This is a genomic window from Bradyrhizobium sp. BLXBL-03 (genome assembly GCF_051853015.1).
Taxonomy (GTDB): Bacteria; Pseudomonadota; Alphaproteobacteria; order Rhizobiales; family Xanthobacteraceae; genus Bradyrhizobium; species Bradyrhizobium manausense.
In genome coordinates, this window is the sequence record NZ_CP182470.1 from 6,742,262 (window position 1) to 6,756,428 (window position 14,167).

The following is a 14,167-nucleotide window of genomic DNA, read 5'->3' on the forward strand; positions in this document are numbered from 1 at the left end:
GTGCAATATCTTTCTTCCGCCATGAGGAATCATTTTTCTTATGAGGAATAGAGGCGACGCATTAGGCTCCGCGCCGACGTGCTTGCCGGGAGGGTTCTTGGATGTTCGAGACAGCTTTCACGATCGAATGGGGCGATTGCGACGAAGCCGGAATCGTCTTTTATCCCAACTACTTCTACTGGTTTGACTGCACCTGGCAGCGCTGGCTGCGCAGCCATGGATTGAGTCAGCGGGAGCTCAAGCGGCGCTTTGGCAGCGTCACACCGCTGGTCAAGGTCGGGGCCCAGTTCATGGGGCCAGCCCGCTACGACGATGAACTGACGATCCGGGCAGAGGTGGCCGAGTGGCAAGAGCGGCGGTTTCGAATCGACTACAAGCTGTCGGTCAGAAACGTGCAGATTGCGAGCGGCTTCGAACAGCGCGCCTGGGCCGCTGTCACTGATACGGGCGAACTCCGCGGTGCAAGCGTGCCGCAGGAGTTCAAGGACATGTTGAGATGAAACGGACGCGGGCGAAAGAGACTGACGACGAGAGCGGCGGGACGGCCCCCGGCGGTATCCAGGCTCTCGACGCCGCACTTTCGGTCCTGCGAGTCCTCAGGTCCTTCGATGGGCCGGCGACGCTATCGGATATCGCAAGGGAAGCCGGCATGCCGCCGAGCAAGGTGCATCGCTATCTGGCGAGCTTCATTCATGCCGGCCTTGCCGTGCAGAAGGAGCGGTCCGGCCGTTATGACCTCGGCCGCGAAGCCGCCGAACTGGGGGTCGCGGCCATCAGCCGGAACAATTTCGTTGTCCGCGCCTCCGATGAACTCGAGGAATTGGCCGCGACGACAGGGCATGCCGCGCTGCTCGCTGTCTGGAGTCACAACGGCCCGACCGTGGTCAGACTGGAGCGAGGCCCTCATCTGACGACCACGTCGATTGGTCTGGGCAGCACCTTTCCGTTGCTCGATTCCGCGACCGGACGCGTCTTCCTCTCTTATCTGCCGCCCCCGCAACTGGCCGTGCGGCTGCAAAGCGAACTCGAACGTGCCGCTTCGGTCGGCGTCAGCTGGCCGGATCTCAATCCCGACATGGCAAGTGTCGAGGCCGTGGCGATGAAGATCCGGCGCGAACGCATTGCCTATGTCGACGGACGCTACATTCCGGGCCTGGTCGCGATCTCGTCCGCGATCACGAACTGGCAAGGCGAGATCGAAGTGGCCGTGACCTTGTTCGGCACGCACAGGGGCTTGCTGCAGCCGGACAGTCCCGCCCGCGGCGCCCTGATCGATTTTGCCGCCCGTCATTCGATCGTTCCACCGGCCCAACTCGCGCATTCGCGCGGCGTGCCAGGCGATCGATGACGCGCATTGCGAATAATGAAACGACGTTCTATAAATTTTCCGACCAATTGGAGAACCATTCATGCCCGTCGGATTCAGAATTTTGAAGCGCACCAGGAAGGTCGGCACTGAGGTCGTCGCGCGTTTCGCGCAGCTACCGGTCGCCAATGTCAGCGACAGCATGTCGCGCCTGACGGCCGGCGGTGCGCGGCTTCGTCCGATGCACAGGAGCGGCGGGCTTTCGGGTCCCGCGCAGACGGTCAAGACGGCGCCCGGCGACAATCTCATGGTGCACAAGGCGATCGCACTGGCCGAGCCCGGCGACGTCATCGTCGTCGATGCCGGCGGGGACCTCACCAATGCCATTACCGGCGAGATGATGTTGATGCAGATGGTCAAGCGCGGTGTGGCCGGCCTCGTCATCAACGGCGCGATCCGCGATGCCGGCTTCATCCGCGGCCAGACATTTCCGGTTTTCGCGGCCGGCGTGACGCATCGCGGCCCCTACAAGAACGGCCCCGGCGAAATCAACGTTGCGATCGCGATCGACGGCATGGTGATCGAGCCCGGCGACCTCATCATCGGCGACGATGACGGCCTGCTCTGCGTGCCGTTCGATCAGACCGAAGCGGTGTTCAAGGCGGCCACGGCGAAATTCGAGGCCGAGCAGAAGCAGATGGCCAATATCGAGGCCGGCACCCACGACGCCTCCTGGGTGGACAAGCAATTGCGCGAGCTGATGTGCGAAGGCATCGACTGAGATGCTTTCGCTTCAGCGGCTGGATTAGAAGCCGAACAGCTCGGCGGGATTGTCGACCAGGATGCGCCGGCGCGTCTTTTCGTCCGGGGCCCAGTCGGCGAGAAGATCGAGCAACAAAGAATCGTCAGGCTTGGTGCCGCGCTGGGTCGGATGCGGCCAGTCCGTGCCCCACAGGATGCGCTCCGGCGCGGCCTGCACGTAGGCACGCGCCACCTGGCTGGAATCGGCATAGGGCGGACCGAGCTTGCTGTCTTCGTAGGGCTCGGTGACCTTCACCCAGGTGCGGCCCTCATCGAGCATGCGGCGGACAGCGGCGAACGCCGGATGCTTGAGGCCATCGGGCTGGGGAATACGCCCGAGATGGTCGATCACCACCTTGGTGGGGAGCGACCGGATGACTTTCTCATGCGTGACGATCTGATCGCCGGTCATCAGGATCTGCACGTGCCAGCCCAGCGGGGCGACTCGTCTGGCAAGCGCGGCAAGCATCTGCGGCGTTGTCGTGCCCCAGCTCTGCGGAGAGACGAAATTGACGCGGATGGCGCGGACGCCGGCCTCGGCCAGCGCGCGCAGCTCTGCTTCCTCGACATCGGTATGGACGACGGCAACGCCGCGTGACGATGAGCCGAGCTGGCCCAGCGCGTCCGCGAGACACCGGTTGTCGACCCCGTAGGTCGACGGCTGCACCACCACACTCCTGGTGGTGCCGAGCCGGCGCCGGAGATTTCGATAATCGGCGACGGTCGCACCTGACGGAAAGCCCTGGTGCCAATGCGGCGAAACGGGAAACCGTCCGTCGTAGATATGGTGATGGCAATCGCACGCATCCGCAACCGCGTTCAAGCGCGGCGGCGCCGACCCCGTGCTGTTGGGCACCGCCTGCTCGACCCCGCCGGCCCAGGCGCCCGTGCTCACAGCCAGCATGCTTGCAAGAACGCCGCGCCGGGTGATGGCGTGCTGGGATGACTTGCCGGGCTCGCTCATGATTTCACCGCCACCATGTCGGCCGCGCGCGCGACCTTGCGGCCGAGCACGAGGACCAAGGTCGCCGCCACGGCGCACAGCAGCGCAAGCGGCAGCATCCCGAGCACGAAGCTGCCCGTCCGCTCCTTGACGACGCCAACGACGTTCACCATCAGGCCGCCGCCGATCAGATTGGAGATCGCGTTGATGCCGGCGAGGCCGGCCGCGAGCGTGCCGGTCGAAAGCCAGCTCGCCGACAGCGCCCAGAACGGCCCCTTGAAGGCATAGGCGCCGACCAGGCAGAACGTCACCATGACGATGGTCGGCGCGACTGCCGTTCCGGTCAGGCTCAATGCCGTGAAGCCGCCGGCGGCGAACAGTAGCGGAATGGCCGTGTGCCAGCGCCGTTCGGCGGTGCTGTCCGAATGCCGTCCCCACAGCACCATGAGCACGGTCGCGATGCCGTAGGGGATCGCATTGACGAAGCCGGTTTGCAGATTCGACAGGCCGAACGATTTCAGCAGCTGCGGTTGCCAGACCGACAGCACGCTGCCGGTGGCGGACGCGCCGGAGCAGACCAGGGCCATGACCAGGAAATATTTATTGGTCGCAAGCTGCCAGAGCGAGAGATGACCGACCGGCTTGCGCGCGGCTGCATCCACCGCCATGCGGGCCGTCAACCAATCGCGCTGCTCATTGGTCAGCCAGGCCGCGCCTTCGGGCCTGTCGGTCAGGACGAACAGGCAGGCGAGCCCGAGCAAAACGGTCGGCAACCCCTCCAGGATGAACAGCCACTGCCAGCCGCGCAAGCCAAGCACGCCGTCAAGCTCGAGCAGGCCGACGGATAGCGGCGACCCCAGGAAGGTCGCGAGCGGGATCGAGACCGTGAAGGTCGCCAGGATGCGCGCGCGATATTCGGATGGCAGCCAGTAGGTCAGATAAAGGATCGCGCCGGGAAAGAAGCCGGCCTCCGCCGCGCCCAGGATGAAGCGCATCGCGTACAGCGAATACGGCCCCACGACGAGCGCCATGCACGCCGTCACCAGGCCCCAGGTGATCATGATCCGCGCGATCCAGCGCCGCGCGCCGACTTTCTGCAGCGCCAGGTTGCTGGGGACTTCCACCAGGAAGTAGGAGACGAAGAACAGGCTGGCGCCAAAGCCGAACATCGCCGGCGTGAGGCCGAGATCCTTGTTCATCTGCAACGCCGCAAAGCCGACATTGACGCGATCGAGCAGTGCGAAGAAGTAGCAGACCATCAGGAACGGCACGAGGCGCAGGATCACCCTGCGCATCGTCGCCTTCTCTATCGGGTCGATGTCCGTTCGAGCAGCCGTCACGTTTCTCTCCCTTTTTGCTTTTTGTTGTTGGTTTATTCGGCTGCTTTTGCGCTGGCCTGCATCCTGGTCGCGATCGCATCGATGGCGATCCTGTAATTCTCGGGAACGACGCCCCTGAAATGCTCCTTCAGGCCGAGGCTGTCCTTCCAGCGCAGCCGCGCCGCGGTCGCGCGCGCCATCAACGGCTCGATGCCGGCATCTTCGACCGCCTCGGCCGCCATCTCGACCTCTTCGGTACGCCGCTTGGCATGGATGACGCCTGACGGCGTCAGGCTCTCGACCGTGTCCATGAACGGACGCGTCAGCGTCTTCGAGGCCGAGGCCAGTACCGTCTCATCGAGGCCGTAGGATCGGGCCGCCAGCAGCGTCTCGTCGATCAGCGCCTCGATGCCCTTGATCAGGACGGAGCGCAGGATCTTGATGCCGGAGGCCGTGCCGAGTTTCTCGCCGACGAATTCGATGCTCATGCCCCAGGGCACCAGCAGGTCGACCACGCGCTGCCCCGCAGGACCGCTCGACATCATGTGCATCGCATAGCCGTGCTTGGGCGTGCCCATGATGGAGCCGTCACCGAGCGTGGCGCCGGTGCCGGCGAGCCGCTCGACGACGCCGTATTTCACCTTCGGTGTGGCCGAGGCGAAGTCGAGAAAGGTGTGGCGGCCGTCGAGAACAGGCGCGAAGGCATCAGCGCTTTCGAGCGACCTCGAGCCCGGCGTGACGCTGAAGATCAGCTCCGCCGCATCGGCCAATTCCCGATTGGACCTGACCAGTGTCACGCCCGCGGCCCTGGCGCGGCTCTGGATCAGATCGGCATACGGACCGTCGAAGGCATATTTGTCGTAGCAGAAGATCTGCTGCAGGCCGGCCTCGCGCAGCCCTTTGCCCAGCGTGCTGCCGATCTCGCCATAACCGACCAGACCGAGACGGAACTGCTTTCGTTCGCTCATTTTCAAATTCCTTTCGAGAGGGATGCGATGCGGCCGGTGCGGCCGTCAGCCGTTCCGGCCTGTCGCTGCAGACTGGCACCGACCAGACGGATCAGGATGGCGGCAAGGCCGAGAAACGCGGCCACCGAGATCAGGGCCCAGGAGAAGCTGCCGGTCGACTGCTTGATCACGCCGATGAGATAAGGACCGACGAAGCCACCGAGATTGCCGATCGAGACGATGATCGCGAGGCCAGCGGCGGCGGCGCTGCCGGTGAGGAAGCTCGACGGGATCGGCCAGAACGTCGACTGGTAGCACATGATGCCGATCACGGCGCCGCAGAGCGCGACGATCGAAACCGGCGCGGAGGACGTCGCGTAGCCGCAGACGATCAGCGAGGCCGCGCCGACGAGCAGCCCTGATGCCACGAACCAGCTGCGCTCGCCGCCTTTGTCCGACAGTCGCGCCCACAGCATCATGGTGATGGCGCCGCAGATATAGGGAATGGCGGCGATGAAGCCGACGGCGACGACGCCGAAGCCGAGCCCCTTGATGATCTGCGGCATCCACAGCCCGAGACCGACCGAGCCGATAATGGCGCAGAAATTGACGGCCGCGCAGGCGAGGACGCGCCAATTGATGAAGGCGTCCCTGAGTCGCGAGGGATGTTTTGTGGCAATGGCCTCGCGCTCTGCTGCCAGCACCTCGGCGAGCCAACGCCGCTCGTCAGGGCTCAACCACTTGGCCTGCTCTGGCTTGTCCGTGAGCGTGAAGAAGCACACGATTCCCAGGACGGTCGCCGGCAGGCCCTCGAGGATCAAAAGCCACTGCCAGCCATGCAGGCCACCGAGGCCATCGAGGGTGAGCAGCGAACTCGAGATCGGCGCGCCGATGATGTTCGCGATCGGGATGCCGAGCAGAAATGCCGCCGTCGCCGTGCCGCGGATGCGGGCCGGAAACCAATAGGTGAAATAGAGGAACACGCCGGGCGTGAAGCCGGCCTCGCCAAGGCCGAGCAGGAAGCGCATCACGCCGAAGCTGACGGGGCCGACCACGAACGCCGTTGCCGCCGAGATCAGGCCCCATGTGATCAGGATGCGGGCGATCCATTTGCGGGCGCCGACGGCCTGCAAGGCCAGGTTGCTCGGCACTTCCGCCAGGAAATAGCCGAAGAAGAACAGTCCGGCGCTCCAGCCGAATGCGGACGGCGAGATGCCGAGGTCGCCGTTCATCGTCAGGCTGGCGATGCCGACATTGACCCGGTCGAGATAGGCGACGATGTAGCAGAGCAGCAGAAAGGGCACGATCCGCCACAGCACCTTCGCGAGGATCTTCTCCTCCTCGGCTGTGTAGCCCTGTTGGACTGAAGCGGCAGCGACGCTTGCCATGGGTTCCCTCCCGGGGCGCCGGTGTTGTCCCGGCCATGGCAAGCGCCTTAGCAAAAACAGAACGCCGTTGCAATTTTTTTTGCAACGGCGTTTCATTTTGTGAAAAGCCAAAGCGGCGCCCGTGTCCGCCGGACGAGGGTGTGCCCAGGAGAAAGTGAAGCGGTGGCCGTTGGTTACGGCGGCGGTTCCCGCCGTCAATCGGCGTGCGAGAACATCGCCAGGCCCGGCGTTTCGAGCTCGGCACGCAGGATCGTTCCAGTACGGCTCTCGGTGATGAAGAGGCTCTTTCGCTCTGGGCCACCAAAGGCAAGATTGGTCGTCCCGACGCCCGCGCAGGAGACGATGCGGTCGAGCGGTTCGGCCAGCGGCGACAACCGCCAGACCGAGCCGAAGCCGGTGTGGCAGACCAGAAGGTTGCCGCCGTCATCCAGCGCCAGTCCATCGGGACCACCCGGGCCGCCGTGCAGATGCGAGAAGATGCCGACCTTGGTGGTCAGGCCGCTCGCCGGCAGCGGCACGCGCCAGATCTGGTTGGCGCGCGTCACCGCGACCAGCAGAAAGCTTTCCTCGGGATCGACGACGATGCCGTTCGGGCTCGGGATCGTGTTGATGAGGCAGGTGAGCCGGCCATCCGGCGTGAGCTTCCAGACCCGGCCCGTCGGATCATGCATGCCGGTCTGACCCTGGTCGGTAAAATAGAGATTGCCTGAGGATGCGAAGACGAGATCGTTCACGCCCTTGAAGCTCTCGCTCGCCGCCGTCTCCAGGAACGGCGTGACGTTGCCGCTGGCGGGATCGAGCAGCATGATCCCGCGCTTGTAATCGGTGATGAACACGCGGCCGTCGCGGTGGATCTTCAGGCCGTTCGGCCAGCCATCATATTCGGACACCAGCTCCCACTCCCCGTCAGCGCTGACGCGAAAGATGCGGCCATGGGGAATGTCGGTGACGTAGAGCCGCCCCTGCCGATCGAAGGACGGCCCTTCGAGGAAGGAGTCGATCTCGCGTCCGCCCTGATTGGCATCGGCCCAGGCGGTGCGGCGCGGTTTGCGAAGATGATCCGGCAGTCGCGTGAAGATGCTGGTCTCGATCCGGCGCGGCGGGCTGAAGAATGTCATGGGCTGGCCTTTGTGACGCGCTTGGCAGAACATAGAGTTCGACAGGATTGTCGCCCGCCGAAGCCAACGTCGCAAGCTGAAACGAAACTGCGTTTCGTTTTAAGCCGAACCGGCTCGCCGGCGTCCGCTTCTCGCCGTGCCGGAGGACGGCGTTCCGCCGCAGGCCAGGGTCAGCTTGGTTGCGGCCTCGACCAGCGCCGGCTTGATCTGCTCCGCCCGCGCTGTCGTGAGCCGGCTGACCGGCCCCGAGACCGCCAGCGCCCCGACCAGGGAATCGCCGATACCGAAGACGGGCATGGCAAGAGCGGCCGCATGGGGATCCGTCACGCCGGAGGTGAACAGCGGCAACTCATCGTCCGGCCCGGGCGGCCCGGCCTCATATCGTTGCAGCGTTTGCGCGATGGCAGACTTGTCCAGCGGGCGCGTATCGCCCGGCTGCACGGTCATCCGGATACGATTGCTGCTCTCCACCCGGAACAGACATAGCCTCTCCTCGCCATTGCGGACATAGAAGGACGTGGTCTCGCCGGTTTTTGCCGCGAGCTGCTCGAGCACGGGCATGACGTGGTCGGCCAGACGAAACGCCTGCTGATAGGCCGTGCCGAGGCGCAAGGTCTCCGCATCGAGCCGGTACGAGCCGTCAGGCAGGCGCGCGAGCAGCCGGTATTGCTGCAGCGACAAGGCCAGCCGCAGGATCGTGCTCTTGACGAGGCCGGTGCGCTCCGCGAGCTCGGCCAGGCTCAGGGCGCCGTCTCCGCGGCGGAACGCGGTCAATACCGCGAGTGCCCGTTCGGCCGCCGATACGCCCTTGAGTGCGGGCGGCTTCTTCACGGTCTGCTTTGCCATCTCACCCCTCGTCCTCGTCCCGTCCTAAGGCATTCCGACCACGAGGAGAAGGGGCTACGCCATCGTGCCCCCTGGCGTTGAGCTCCGCTCCGAGCGAATGTCGCACACGCCCTGGCTGATGGCGCGAGCACGGCCTTGGTGGTTGCGGGAAAGCAGGTGAAGTCGCTCGGCTCAAACAGGGCGTCGTGCCGCTGGAAGATGAACAGATATTCACGCACCGCGTGCTCGCGCGGGACCTTGTTGCCTATTGTTCCCGAATTCGCTCTTGAGGCTTGCATTGATCAATCGTGGCTCAAGACGTTCAAGCACCCTCGATTGAAGCCTCCTAGAATCGCACCTTAGCTGTTTGCTTTGTTGTCTCTGGGGCCTTTGATGTATTTCACACTGATCAAGCCGGAGGTCGCAACCGCGTCGATGCAGAGCAATCTGTCCTTGCTCGAGGCTCTCGCCGGCGTTGCCCGGACGCAATTCACGACGCTATTGGACCAACTCGCCGATTTGCAAAGCCAATCCGTGGCGGCCTCCGCTATCGAGCGCGACGGCCATGGCGGCCTCATCGGTGCCAGGCGGGATATGATTGCCATCATCAAGGTGATGCAGCGAATGGCGGACGAGCTGTTGCAGGAGTCGAAACAGTCGTGGGAGTCGGTCGGATATACTTCCGGCAACGTCCACAAGATCGCCTTTGGGCGGCGGCGACTGCTCGGCGGGCGAACGCCGAACGATCTCCATGCGGCCGCCGTCGAAGAAAAGCTTCGGCGAACGCCCCGGCTGATGATTTCGCTGCTGGAGGTGGCCACGATTTTGGAAGAGGCATTTGCTGACCTGAGACCGGTCAAGAAAGAGCGCATAGGCGGCAACAGCGAGGGCTGCTCGGTCGACGTTGCCCCGGTCCAGTAGTTTCATATCGTCGACGGCTCAGATCCGGCCTTTCGTTGCGGCCCGTGTCACCCGGGATCGGTTCTCCACGAGACGACGACGGGAATAAGATACCTTCGTGCAACTTGACTGCGAACCAACGCCAATCCGAGATAAAGCGATCCGGCACATCAAGACCCGCAATGGCGCGGGCAAAGGGAGTATACGCCGACGGCAATGACTGGGGGTCGTTGCCGGCGGAGCGTCGAACGTAGAGCATGGACGATTGCGGACTCTATGGCGAGCGGCTCGCCACATTATTCCCGATGATCCGGCAGCCCAGCACGGGCCTCGTCAAGTCACTCCAGAAGGGAACGTTCGCCGCGGTGCGGATGACCCATTTCGGGCCGTCCAGCGATCCAACCTTGCCGTCACCGCCCGATGCAGCGTTCGCGCTGTGTCTGCGATTGCGACGTCAAAGGGCCGAGGCATGGGTTGATGGACGCCATGCCCGCAAGGGCGCCGCGAAGGACGAGACGAGCATCTACGATCTGCGATGCGAGACGATCGTTCGCTTCCAGGATCCGTTCGATTTTCTTTATCTGTATCTGCCGCACAGCGCGTTGAGTGGTCTTGCGAGCGAGCTTGAGGCTGCGCACGTTCAGTTCGACATTGCGGCTGGTACGAACATCCGCGATCCTGTCGTGGCGCATCTCGGCAAGTGCCTGTTGCCCGCGCTTGAGCGGCCGCACGAGGCCAACGAGCTGTTCGTTGGCTCTGTTGCGATGGCGCTCAACACGCATTTCCTTCACACCTACACCAGCATTCTTCCCGTCGATCGCCTGCAACGCAGCGGATTGACACCCTGGCAGCTTCGCATCGCGAAGGACCTGATACGCGCTCATCTCGACGGGGAGGTTTCCCTGGCAGACATCGCGACCGAATGCGGCTTGTCGACGGCCCATTTTGCCCGGGCCTTCAAGATCAGCACCGGCACTCCGCCGCATCGCTGGTTGATGGATCAGCGCATCGAGGAAAGCAAGCGCCTGCTCGTCGGCTCCTCGTTGCCGCTCATAGACATTGCGATCAAATGCGGCTTCGCCGATCAAAGCCACTTCACGAGAGCTTTCTCGGCGAGGGTGGGGACCACTCCCGGTCGCTGGCGGATGATCAGAAAGAGCTGACCTCCGCCGCTTCGCACTTCTCTGGATCATGCGCCAGCCGGCGCTTGGCTAACAAGAATGGTTACTCAATCATTGACGCTCTGCGGTTCATTAACGACGCAGGGCGAATTGGCTTCTGCCGAGGACCATGTTTGATAAATTGCGGATAGAAGCACGGAAAGGTGCAAATCCAGGCCGATCCGCTGAGGCCGCCTCCCTCGAACAGCTGATTCAGACGCAAGCTGCTCTTGGACGTGACCGGCCCGTTCACCGGCAAGGAGAGATGAGATGCAGGTCAGATCCGCGCTTCAGATCAATTTGCATCCGCTGGACGTGCGCCATGCGGTCCACACACTTCCGCATCAGCTCGAGGTGTGGGGCGATCAGGTCGATCGTATCGTCTTCACCGTCGACACCAGGCAGAGCAAGAGCGGCCGCTATGCCGGCAGCGCCTACGAGGAGAGCCGCCGGCGCCTGTTCGCATTGCTGGAGGCCATCGCGCGGAAGTCGCCGAAGGCGGAGATTGCCGAGGTCGACTATTCGCCGGCGGCGCTCGCGGCCGTACGGCAGCGCTATTTCTCCACGTCCGGCGCCTATCCGGAAAAGGCCTTCGATGGCGGGCCGTTCCATGCCTATTTCTACGGTCTGTCGAAGGCGAATGCGGACTATGTGGTGCATATGGACAGCGACATGCTGTTCGGCGGCGGCAGCCAGGTCTGGCTGGCGGAAGCGATCGGCTGGCTGACGGCAACGCCGGATGCCCTGTTCGCCGGACCGCTTCCCGGCCCGCCCCGCACTGACGGCACGCTCGGCGATCTGCATGGCGGGTTCCCCGGACTGACCGGGATCCAGCCGCCCGAGCGGCTCGCCGCCGCCTACCCGGCCTACCGTTTTCGCACCGTGAGCACGCGGATCTTCGTGCTTGATCAGAACAGGTTCGATGCGTCGATCGGGGCGCTGGAGCTGGTGCGTCCGAATCTCAAGCGCCGGATCCGGGCAAGACTGTTTCACCAGTCGCCGCTGACGATGCCGGCCGAGGAGATCATCTCCGCGGCCATGATGCGCAACGGGCTTTCCCGCATCGACTTTCTCGGTTCGGGCGCCGGGCTCTACTCGCTGCATCCGCCGTATCGCACGGAGGCTTTCTATCGGGAATTGCCACAGTTGATCGCACGTATCGTGGCCGGTGCGATCCCGGATGCCCAGCGCGGCGACTATGATGTCAATTCGAGCATGTTCGACTGGACGGAGGCGCTGCGGCAGAAGACCGTCAGCCGCCGCCTCGCCCGCGCCGCGCGCGCGCTGATGTCGAGCTGAGCACGCCACCGAGACCGGTTCGTCTATGATCCAAGCGCCGTGATCATTCCCCGCAGCAGCTCGGCGCGTCGTGGAAGCGCGGAGACCACGACATATTCGTTCGGCGAGTGCCACTCATTGCCGATCGCACCGAGACCATCCAGGGTCGGGGTGCCAACGGCCGAGGTGAAATTGCCGTCGCTGCCACCGCCGCTCGAGGTTTCGACGAGGTCGATATCCTGCTCCCGCGCGATGGATTTCGCGAGCGAGAACAGCTCCAATCCACCTGCAGTCCGTTCGAGGCACGGCTTTTCAATTTCCCCACTGGCCGTGACCGTGACGTCGCTGCCGATCGGCCCGGTGGACAAGATCGTCTCATCAACCAATCGGCCAGCCTCGGCGGAGGAGAAGCGGACATCGATGGTGCAGAAGGCGCGGCCCGCGACGACATTCCGCGCCGTGCCGCCACCGACTTCCCCGACATTGACCGTCGTTCCCGTCGAATAGTCGGTCAATTTGTCAAGCTGCACGACCTGGCGAGCAAGCTCGGAGATGGCGCTGCGGCCGCTCGCGTGAGCCGAGCCAGCATGCGCTTCCCGGCCCTCGACGTCGAGACGGTATTTCGCACGGCCCTTGCGGAAGGTGATGACCTCGTCCTTGCGGGCCGGCTCGGCGATCAGCGCGTAGCGGGATTCCCGCGCCAGCCGCTCGATGATGCGGCGCGAGGTCGGAGAACCGATCTCCTCGTCCGAGGTGTAGAGAAGCGTCAGCGGAAGGTGCGGCTGATGGACCAGACCGGCAATATGCTGAGCGGCTTTGAAGGCCAGAAAGCCGCCCGCCTTCATGTCTGCGATGCCCGGACCATGAAAGCGGTCGCCATCGCGGCGCATGGCGACCGACCCCGGCGGGCATACCGTATCGAGATGCGAAACGGAGAGGATGCCCGGCCCGCGCCCCCACGGCAGCCGGACCAGCAGATGGTCGCCCATTCCATCGGTCCCCGGAATTCGCTCCAGGCTGGCGCCGAGTTGTACAAAGTCTGTGGCAACGACGTCGAGCAGCCGCGCCATGTTGTCGACGTCACCGGTTGGCGTTTCGATCTCGACCCAGCGACGCAGGCCGGCGAGAAGCGATTCCGCTTCGGTTGACTGTGTTTGGTTCGGCATCATGCTCCCGCAAAATAATTGCAACACCCCGCATCAATATTCGCGAGGAGTCAGCTCAGGCTGCCCTCATAGTCCTGCCAGATCGAAGCGGACAGGCGAAGATGGGTGTCCGCGGGATAGGTCGCGGACCAGTAATCCGCGCATTCCGCTCCCGTAGCATTCCATAGGCCAGGAAAATTCGCGATGTATGCAAGCACCTCTTCGAGCGCCTCGGCGTGGTGTCCCCAGCCGCTCCCTTTCGGATGCAGCGTCAGCGAGAAGTACCGACCGCGTCGATACTGGGCCTCGAACTCGCGAAGCCAATTTCGCTTCAGCGCATTGACCCGATCAAGGCCTGTGCCTTCGGTCGGAAACATCAGGAAAAACTGATCGTCGCAGCTGTAATGGTATGGAAGCGTCAAGAAAGCCTTGCGCTGCACGAAGTCCGCGACCCAATAGTGCGGAGCATCGTCCGCGAGCCCGTTGCCCATATAGCCGTAACCGGCATCGAGCAGCAGGCCTATCGTCGCACAGCTCACGCTGCCGACGGCGAACGCGTCCTGCTGCCGGGGCAGGGAAAACCATCCCTTCGGCCGGCGTCCGACAATCCGCTCCAGCGTCGATGTCGTCAGCGCGATCCGTTCTCTCTCCTCCTCCACGCTCAACGCGCTGACATCCTCGTGCTTCCATCCTCCGGCGGCGATCTCGTGCCCGTCGTCGCGGATGGACTTGATGCGGTCGGGATGGATCTCCGCCATCACGGCGGGGACGACGAAGGTCGCGCGCAGACCATATCGCCGCAGCAGCCGCATGATGTTCTGCAGCCCGACCGTGATACCGAACAGCGAGGTCGGATGCGTGATATCGGGCGCGGTAATCCCTGAAGGTGTCGAGGCAGGACTGAGATCGACGACCACGCTGAAGCAACAACGCTTGCCGTCCGGCCAGCGGACTTCCGAATCCTTCATCCCGATTTCGTCCGATATCGTGTAGTTCTGCTTCCAGGGCATTGAGCTGGTCCTGACGGGCTGTCGTCG

15 protein-coding genes are annotated in these 14,167 nt (G+C 63.8%); 6 read left to right on the forward strand and 9 right to left on the reverse strand.

Annotated features, from left to right (window positions below):
• Positions 1-101: 101 nt before the first annotated feature.
• The 3 genes from ACNJX9_RS32230 to ACNJX9_RS32240 all read left to right on the forward strand — a co-directional run bounded on the left by ACNJX9_RS32230 (position 102) and on the right by ACNJX9_RS32240 (position 2,087).
• The gene (locus ACNJX9_RS32230) at positions 102-500 is read left to right on the forward strand and encodes an acyl-CoA thioesterase (protein WP_439406033.1); all 399 of its coding nucleotides are present in this window, start codon (positions 102-104) and stop codon (positions 498-500) included.
• Positions 497-1,348 carry an IclR family transcriptional regulator gene (locus ACNJX9_RS32235; RefSeq protein WP_439406034.1) on the forward strand — a complete coding sequence of 284 codons (852 nt, stop codon included), beginning with the start codon at positions 497-499 and terminating at the stop codon, positions 1,346-1,348. The genes ACNJX9_RS32230 and ACNJX9_RS32235 overlap by 4 nt, the downstream gene beginning before the upstream one ends.
• 61 nt (positions 1,349-1,409) lie before the next feature.
• A complete protein-coding gene (locus ACNJX9_RS32240) occupies positions 1,410-2,087 on the forward strand; it encodes an RraA family protein (protein ID WP_439406036.1) in 678 nt (225 codons plus the stop codon).
• A 24-nt stretch (positions 2,088-2,111) separates the two neighbouring features.
• Here the strand turns inward: ACNJX9_RS32240 and ACNJX9_RS32245 are convergent, their stop codons facing one another.
• The 6 genes from ACNJX9_RS32245 to ACNJX9_RS32270 all read right to left on the reverse strand — a co-directional run bounded on the left by ACNJX9_RS32245 (position 2,112) and on the right by ACNJX9_RS32270 (position 8,668).
• Positions 2,112-3,071: an amidohydrolase family protein gene (locus tag ACNJX9_RS32245; protein WP_439406038.1), complete on the reverse strand. Its 960-nt coding sequence runs from the start codon at positions 3,069-3,071 to the stop codon at positions 2,112-2,114.
• Positions 3,068-4,390, reverse strand: a complete 1,323-nt coding sequence (locus ACNJX9_RS32250; protein WP_439406039.1) for an MFS transporter — start codon at positions 4,388-4,390, stop codon at positions 3,068-3,070. Before ACNJX9_RS32250 ends, ACNJX9_RS32245 begins: the two co-directional genes overlap by 4 nt.
• Before the next feature lie 32 nt (positions 4,391-4,422).
• Positions 4,423-5,337 (reverse strand): DUF1932 domain-containing protein, encoded by a 915-nt coding sequence (locus ACNJX9_RS32255; RefSeq protein ID WP_439406041.1) that lies wholly within the window; start codon positions 5,335-5,337, stop codon positions 4,423-4,425.
• 2 nt (positions 5,338-5,339) lie between these two features.
• Positions 5,340-6,704, reverse strand: coding sequence for an MFS transporter (locus ACNJX9_RS32260; protein WP_439406043.1), 1,365 nt, complete (start codon positions 6,702-6,704; stop codon positions 5,340-5,342).
• 194 nt (positions 6,705-6,898) lie between these two features.
• Entirely contained in the window at positions 6,899-7,822 is a 924-nt protein-coding gene (locus ACNJX9_RS32265; protein ID WP_439406045.1) for an SMP-30/gluconolactonase/LRE family protein, read from the reverse strand.
• Positions 7,823-7,921: 99 nt separating this feature from the next.
• On the reverse strand, positions 7,922-8,668 hold the full coding sequence (locus ACNJX9_RS32270) for an IclR family transcriptional regulator (RefSeq protein ID WP_439406046.1): 747 nt from the start codon (positions 8,666-8,668) through the stop codon (positions 7,922-7,924).
• A 414-nt stretch (positions 8,669-9,082) separates the two neighbouring features.
• Here ACNJX9_RS32270 and ACNJX9_RS32275 point away from each other — a divergent pair, with 414 nt between their 5' ends.
• On the forward strand, positions 9,083-9,568 hold the full coding sequence (locus tag ACNJX9_RS32275; protein ID WP_157083539.1) for a hypothetical protein: 486 nt from the start codon (positions 9,083-9,085) through the stop codon (positions 9,566-9,568).
• 389 nt (positions 9,569-9,957) lie between these two features.
• Here ACNJX9_RS32275 and ACNJX9_RS32280 read toward each other — a convergent pair whose 3' ends face one another.
• On the reverse strand, positions 9,958-10,239 hold the full coding sequence (locus tag ACNJX9_RS32280) for a hypothetical protein (protein ID WP_439406047.1): 282 nt from the start codon (positions 10,237-10,239) through the stop codon (positions 9,958-9,960).
• 72 nt (positions 10,240-10,311) lie between these two features.
• Between ACNJX9_RS32280 and ACNJX9_RS32285 the strand changes: the two genes are divergently transcribed.
• Positions 10,312-10,710 carry a helix-turn-helix domain-containing protein gene (locus ACNJX9_RS32285; RefSeq protein ID WP_439410161.1) on the forward strand — a complete coding sequence of 133 codons (399 nt, stop codon included), beginning with the start codon at positions 10,312-10,314 and terminating at the stop codon, positions 10,708-10,710.
• A gap of 267 nt (positions 10,711-10,977) precedes the next feature.
• Positions 10,978-12,006 (forward strand): glycosyltransferase family 2 protein, encoded by a 1,029-nt coding sequence (locus tag ACNJX9_RS32290; protein WP_439406048.1) that lies wholly within the window; start codon positions 10,978-10,980, stop codon positions 12,004-12,006.
• 23 nt (positions 12,007-12,029) lie between these two features.
• On the opposite strand, the gene ACNJX9_RS32295 is transcribed toward ACNJX9_RS32290, so the two are convergent.
• Together ACNJX9_RS32295 and ACNJX9_RS32300 are read right to left on the reverse strand one after the other, a co-directional pair.
• On the reverse strand, positions 12,030-13,151 hold the full coding sequence (locus ACNJX9_RS32295; RefSeq protein ID WP_439406049.1) for a M20 family metallopeptidase: 1,122 nt from the start codon (positions 13,149-13,151) through the stop codon (positions 12,030-12,032).
• Between the two features lie 50 nt (positions 13,152-13,201).
• Positions 13,202-14,140 (reverse strand): polysaccharide deacetylase family protein, encoded by a 939-nt coding sequence (locus ACNJX9_RS32300; protein WP_057747815.1) that lies wholly within the window; start codon positions 14,138-14,140, stop codon positions 13,202-13,204.
• Positions 14,141-14,167: the final 27 nt, after the last annotated feature.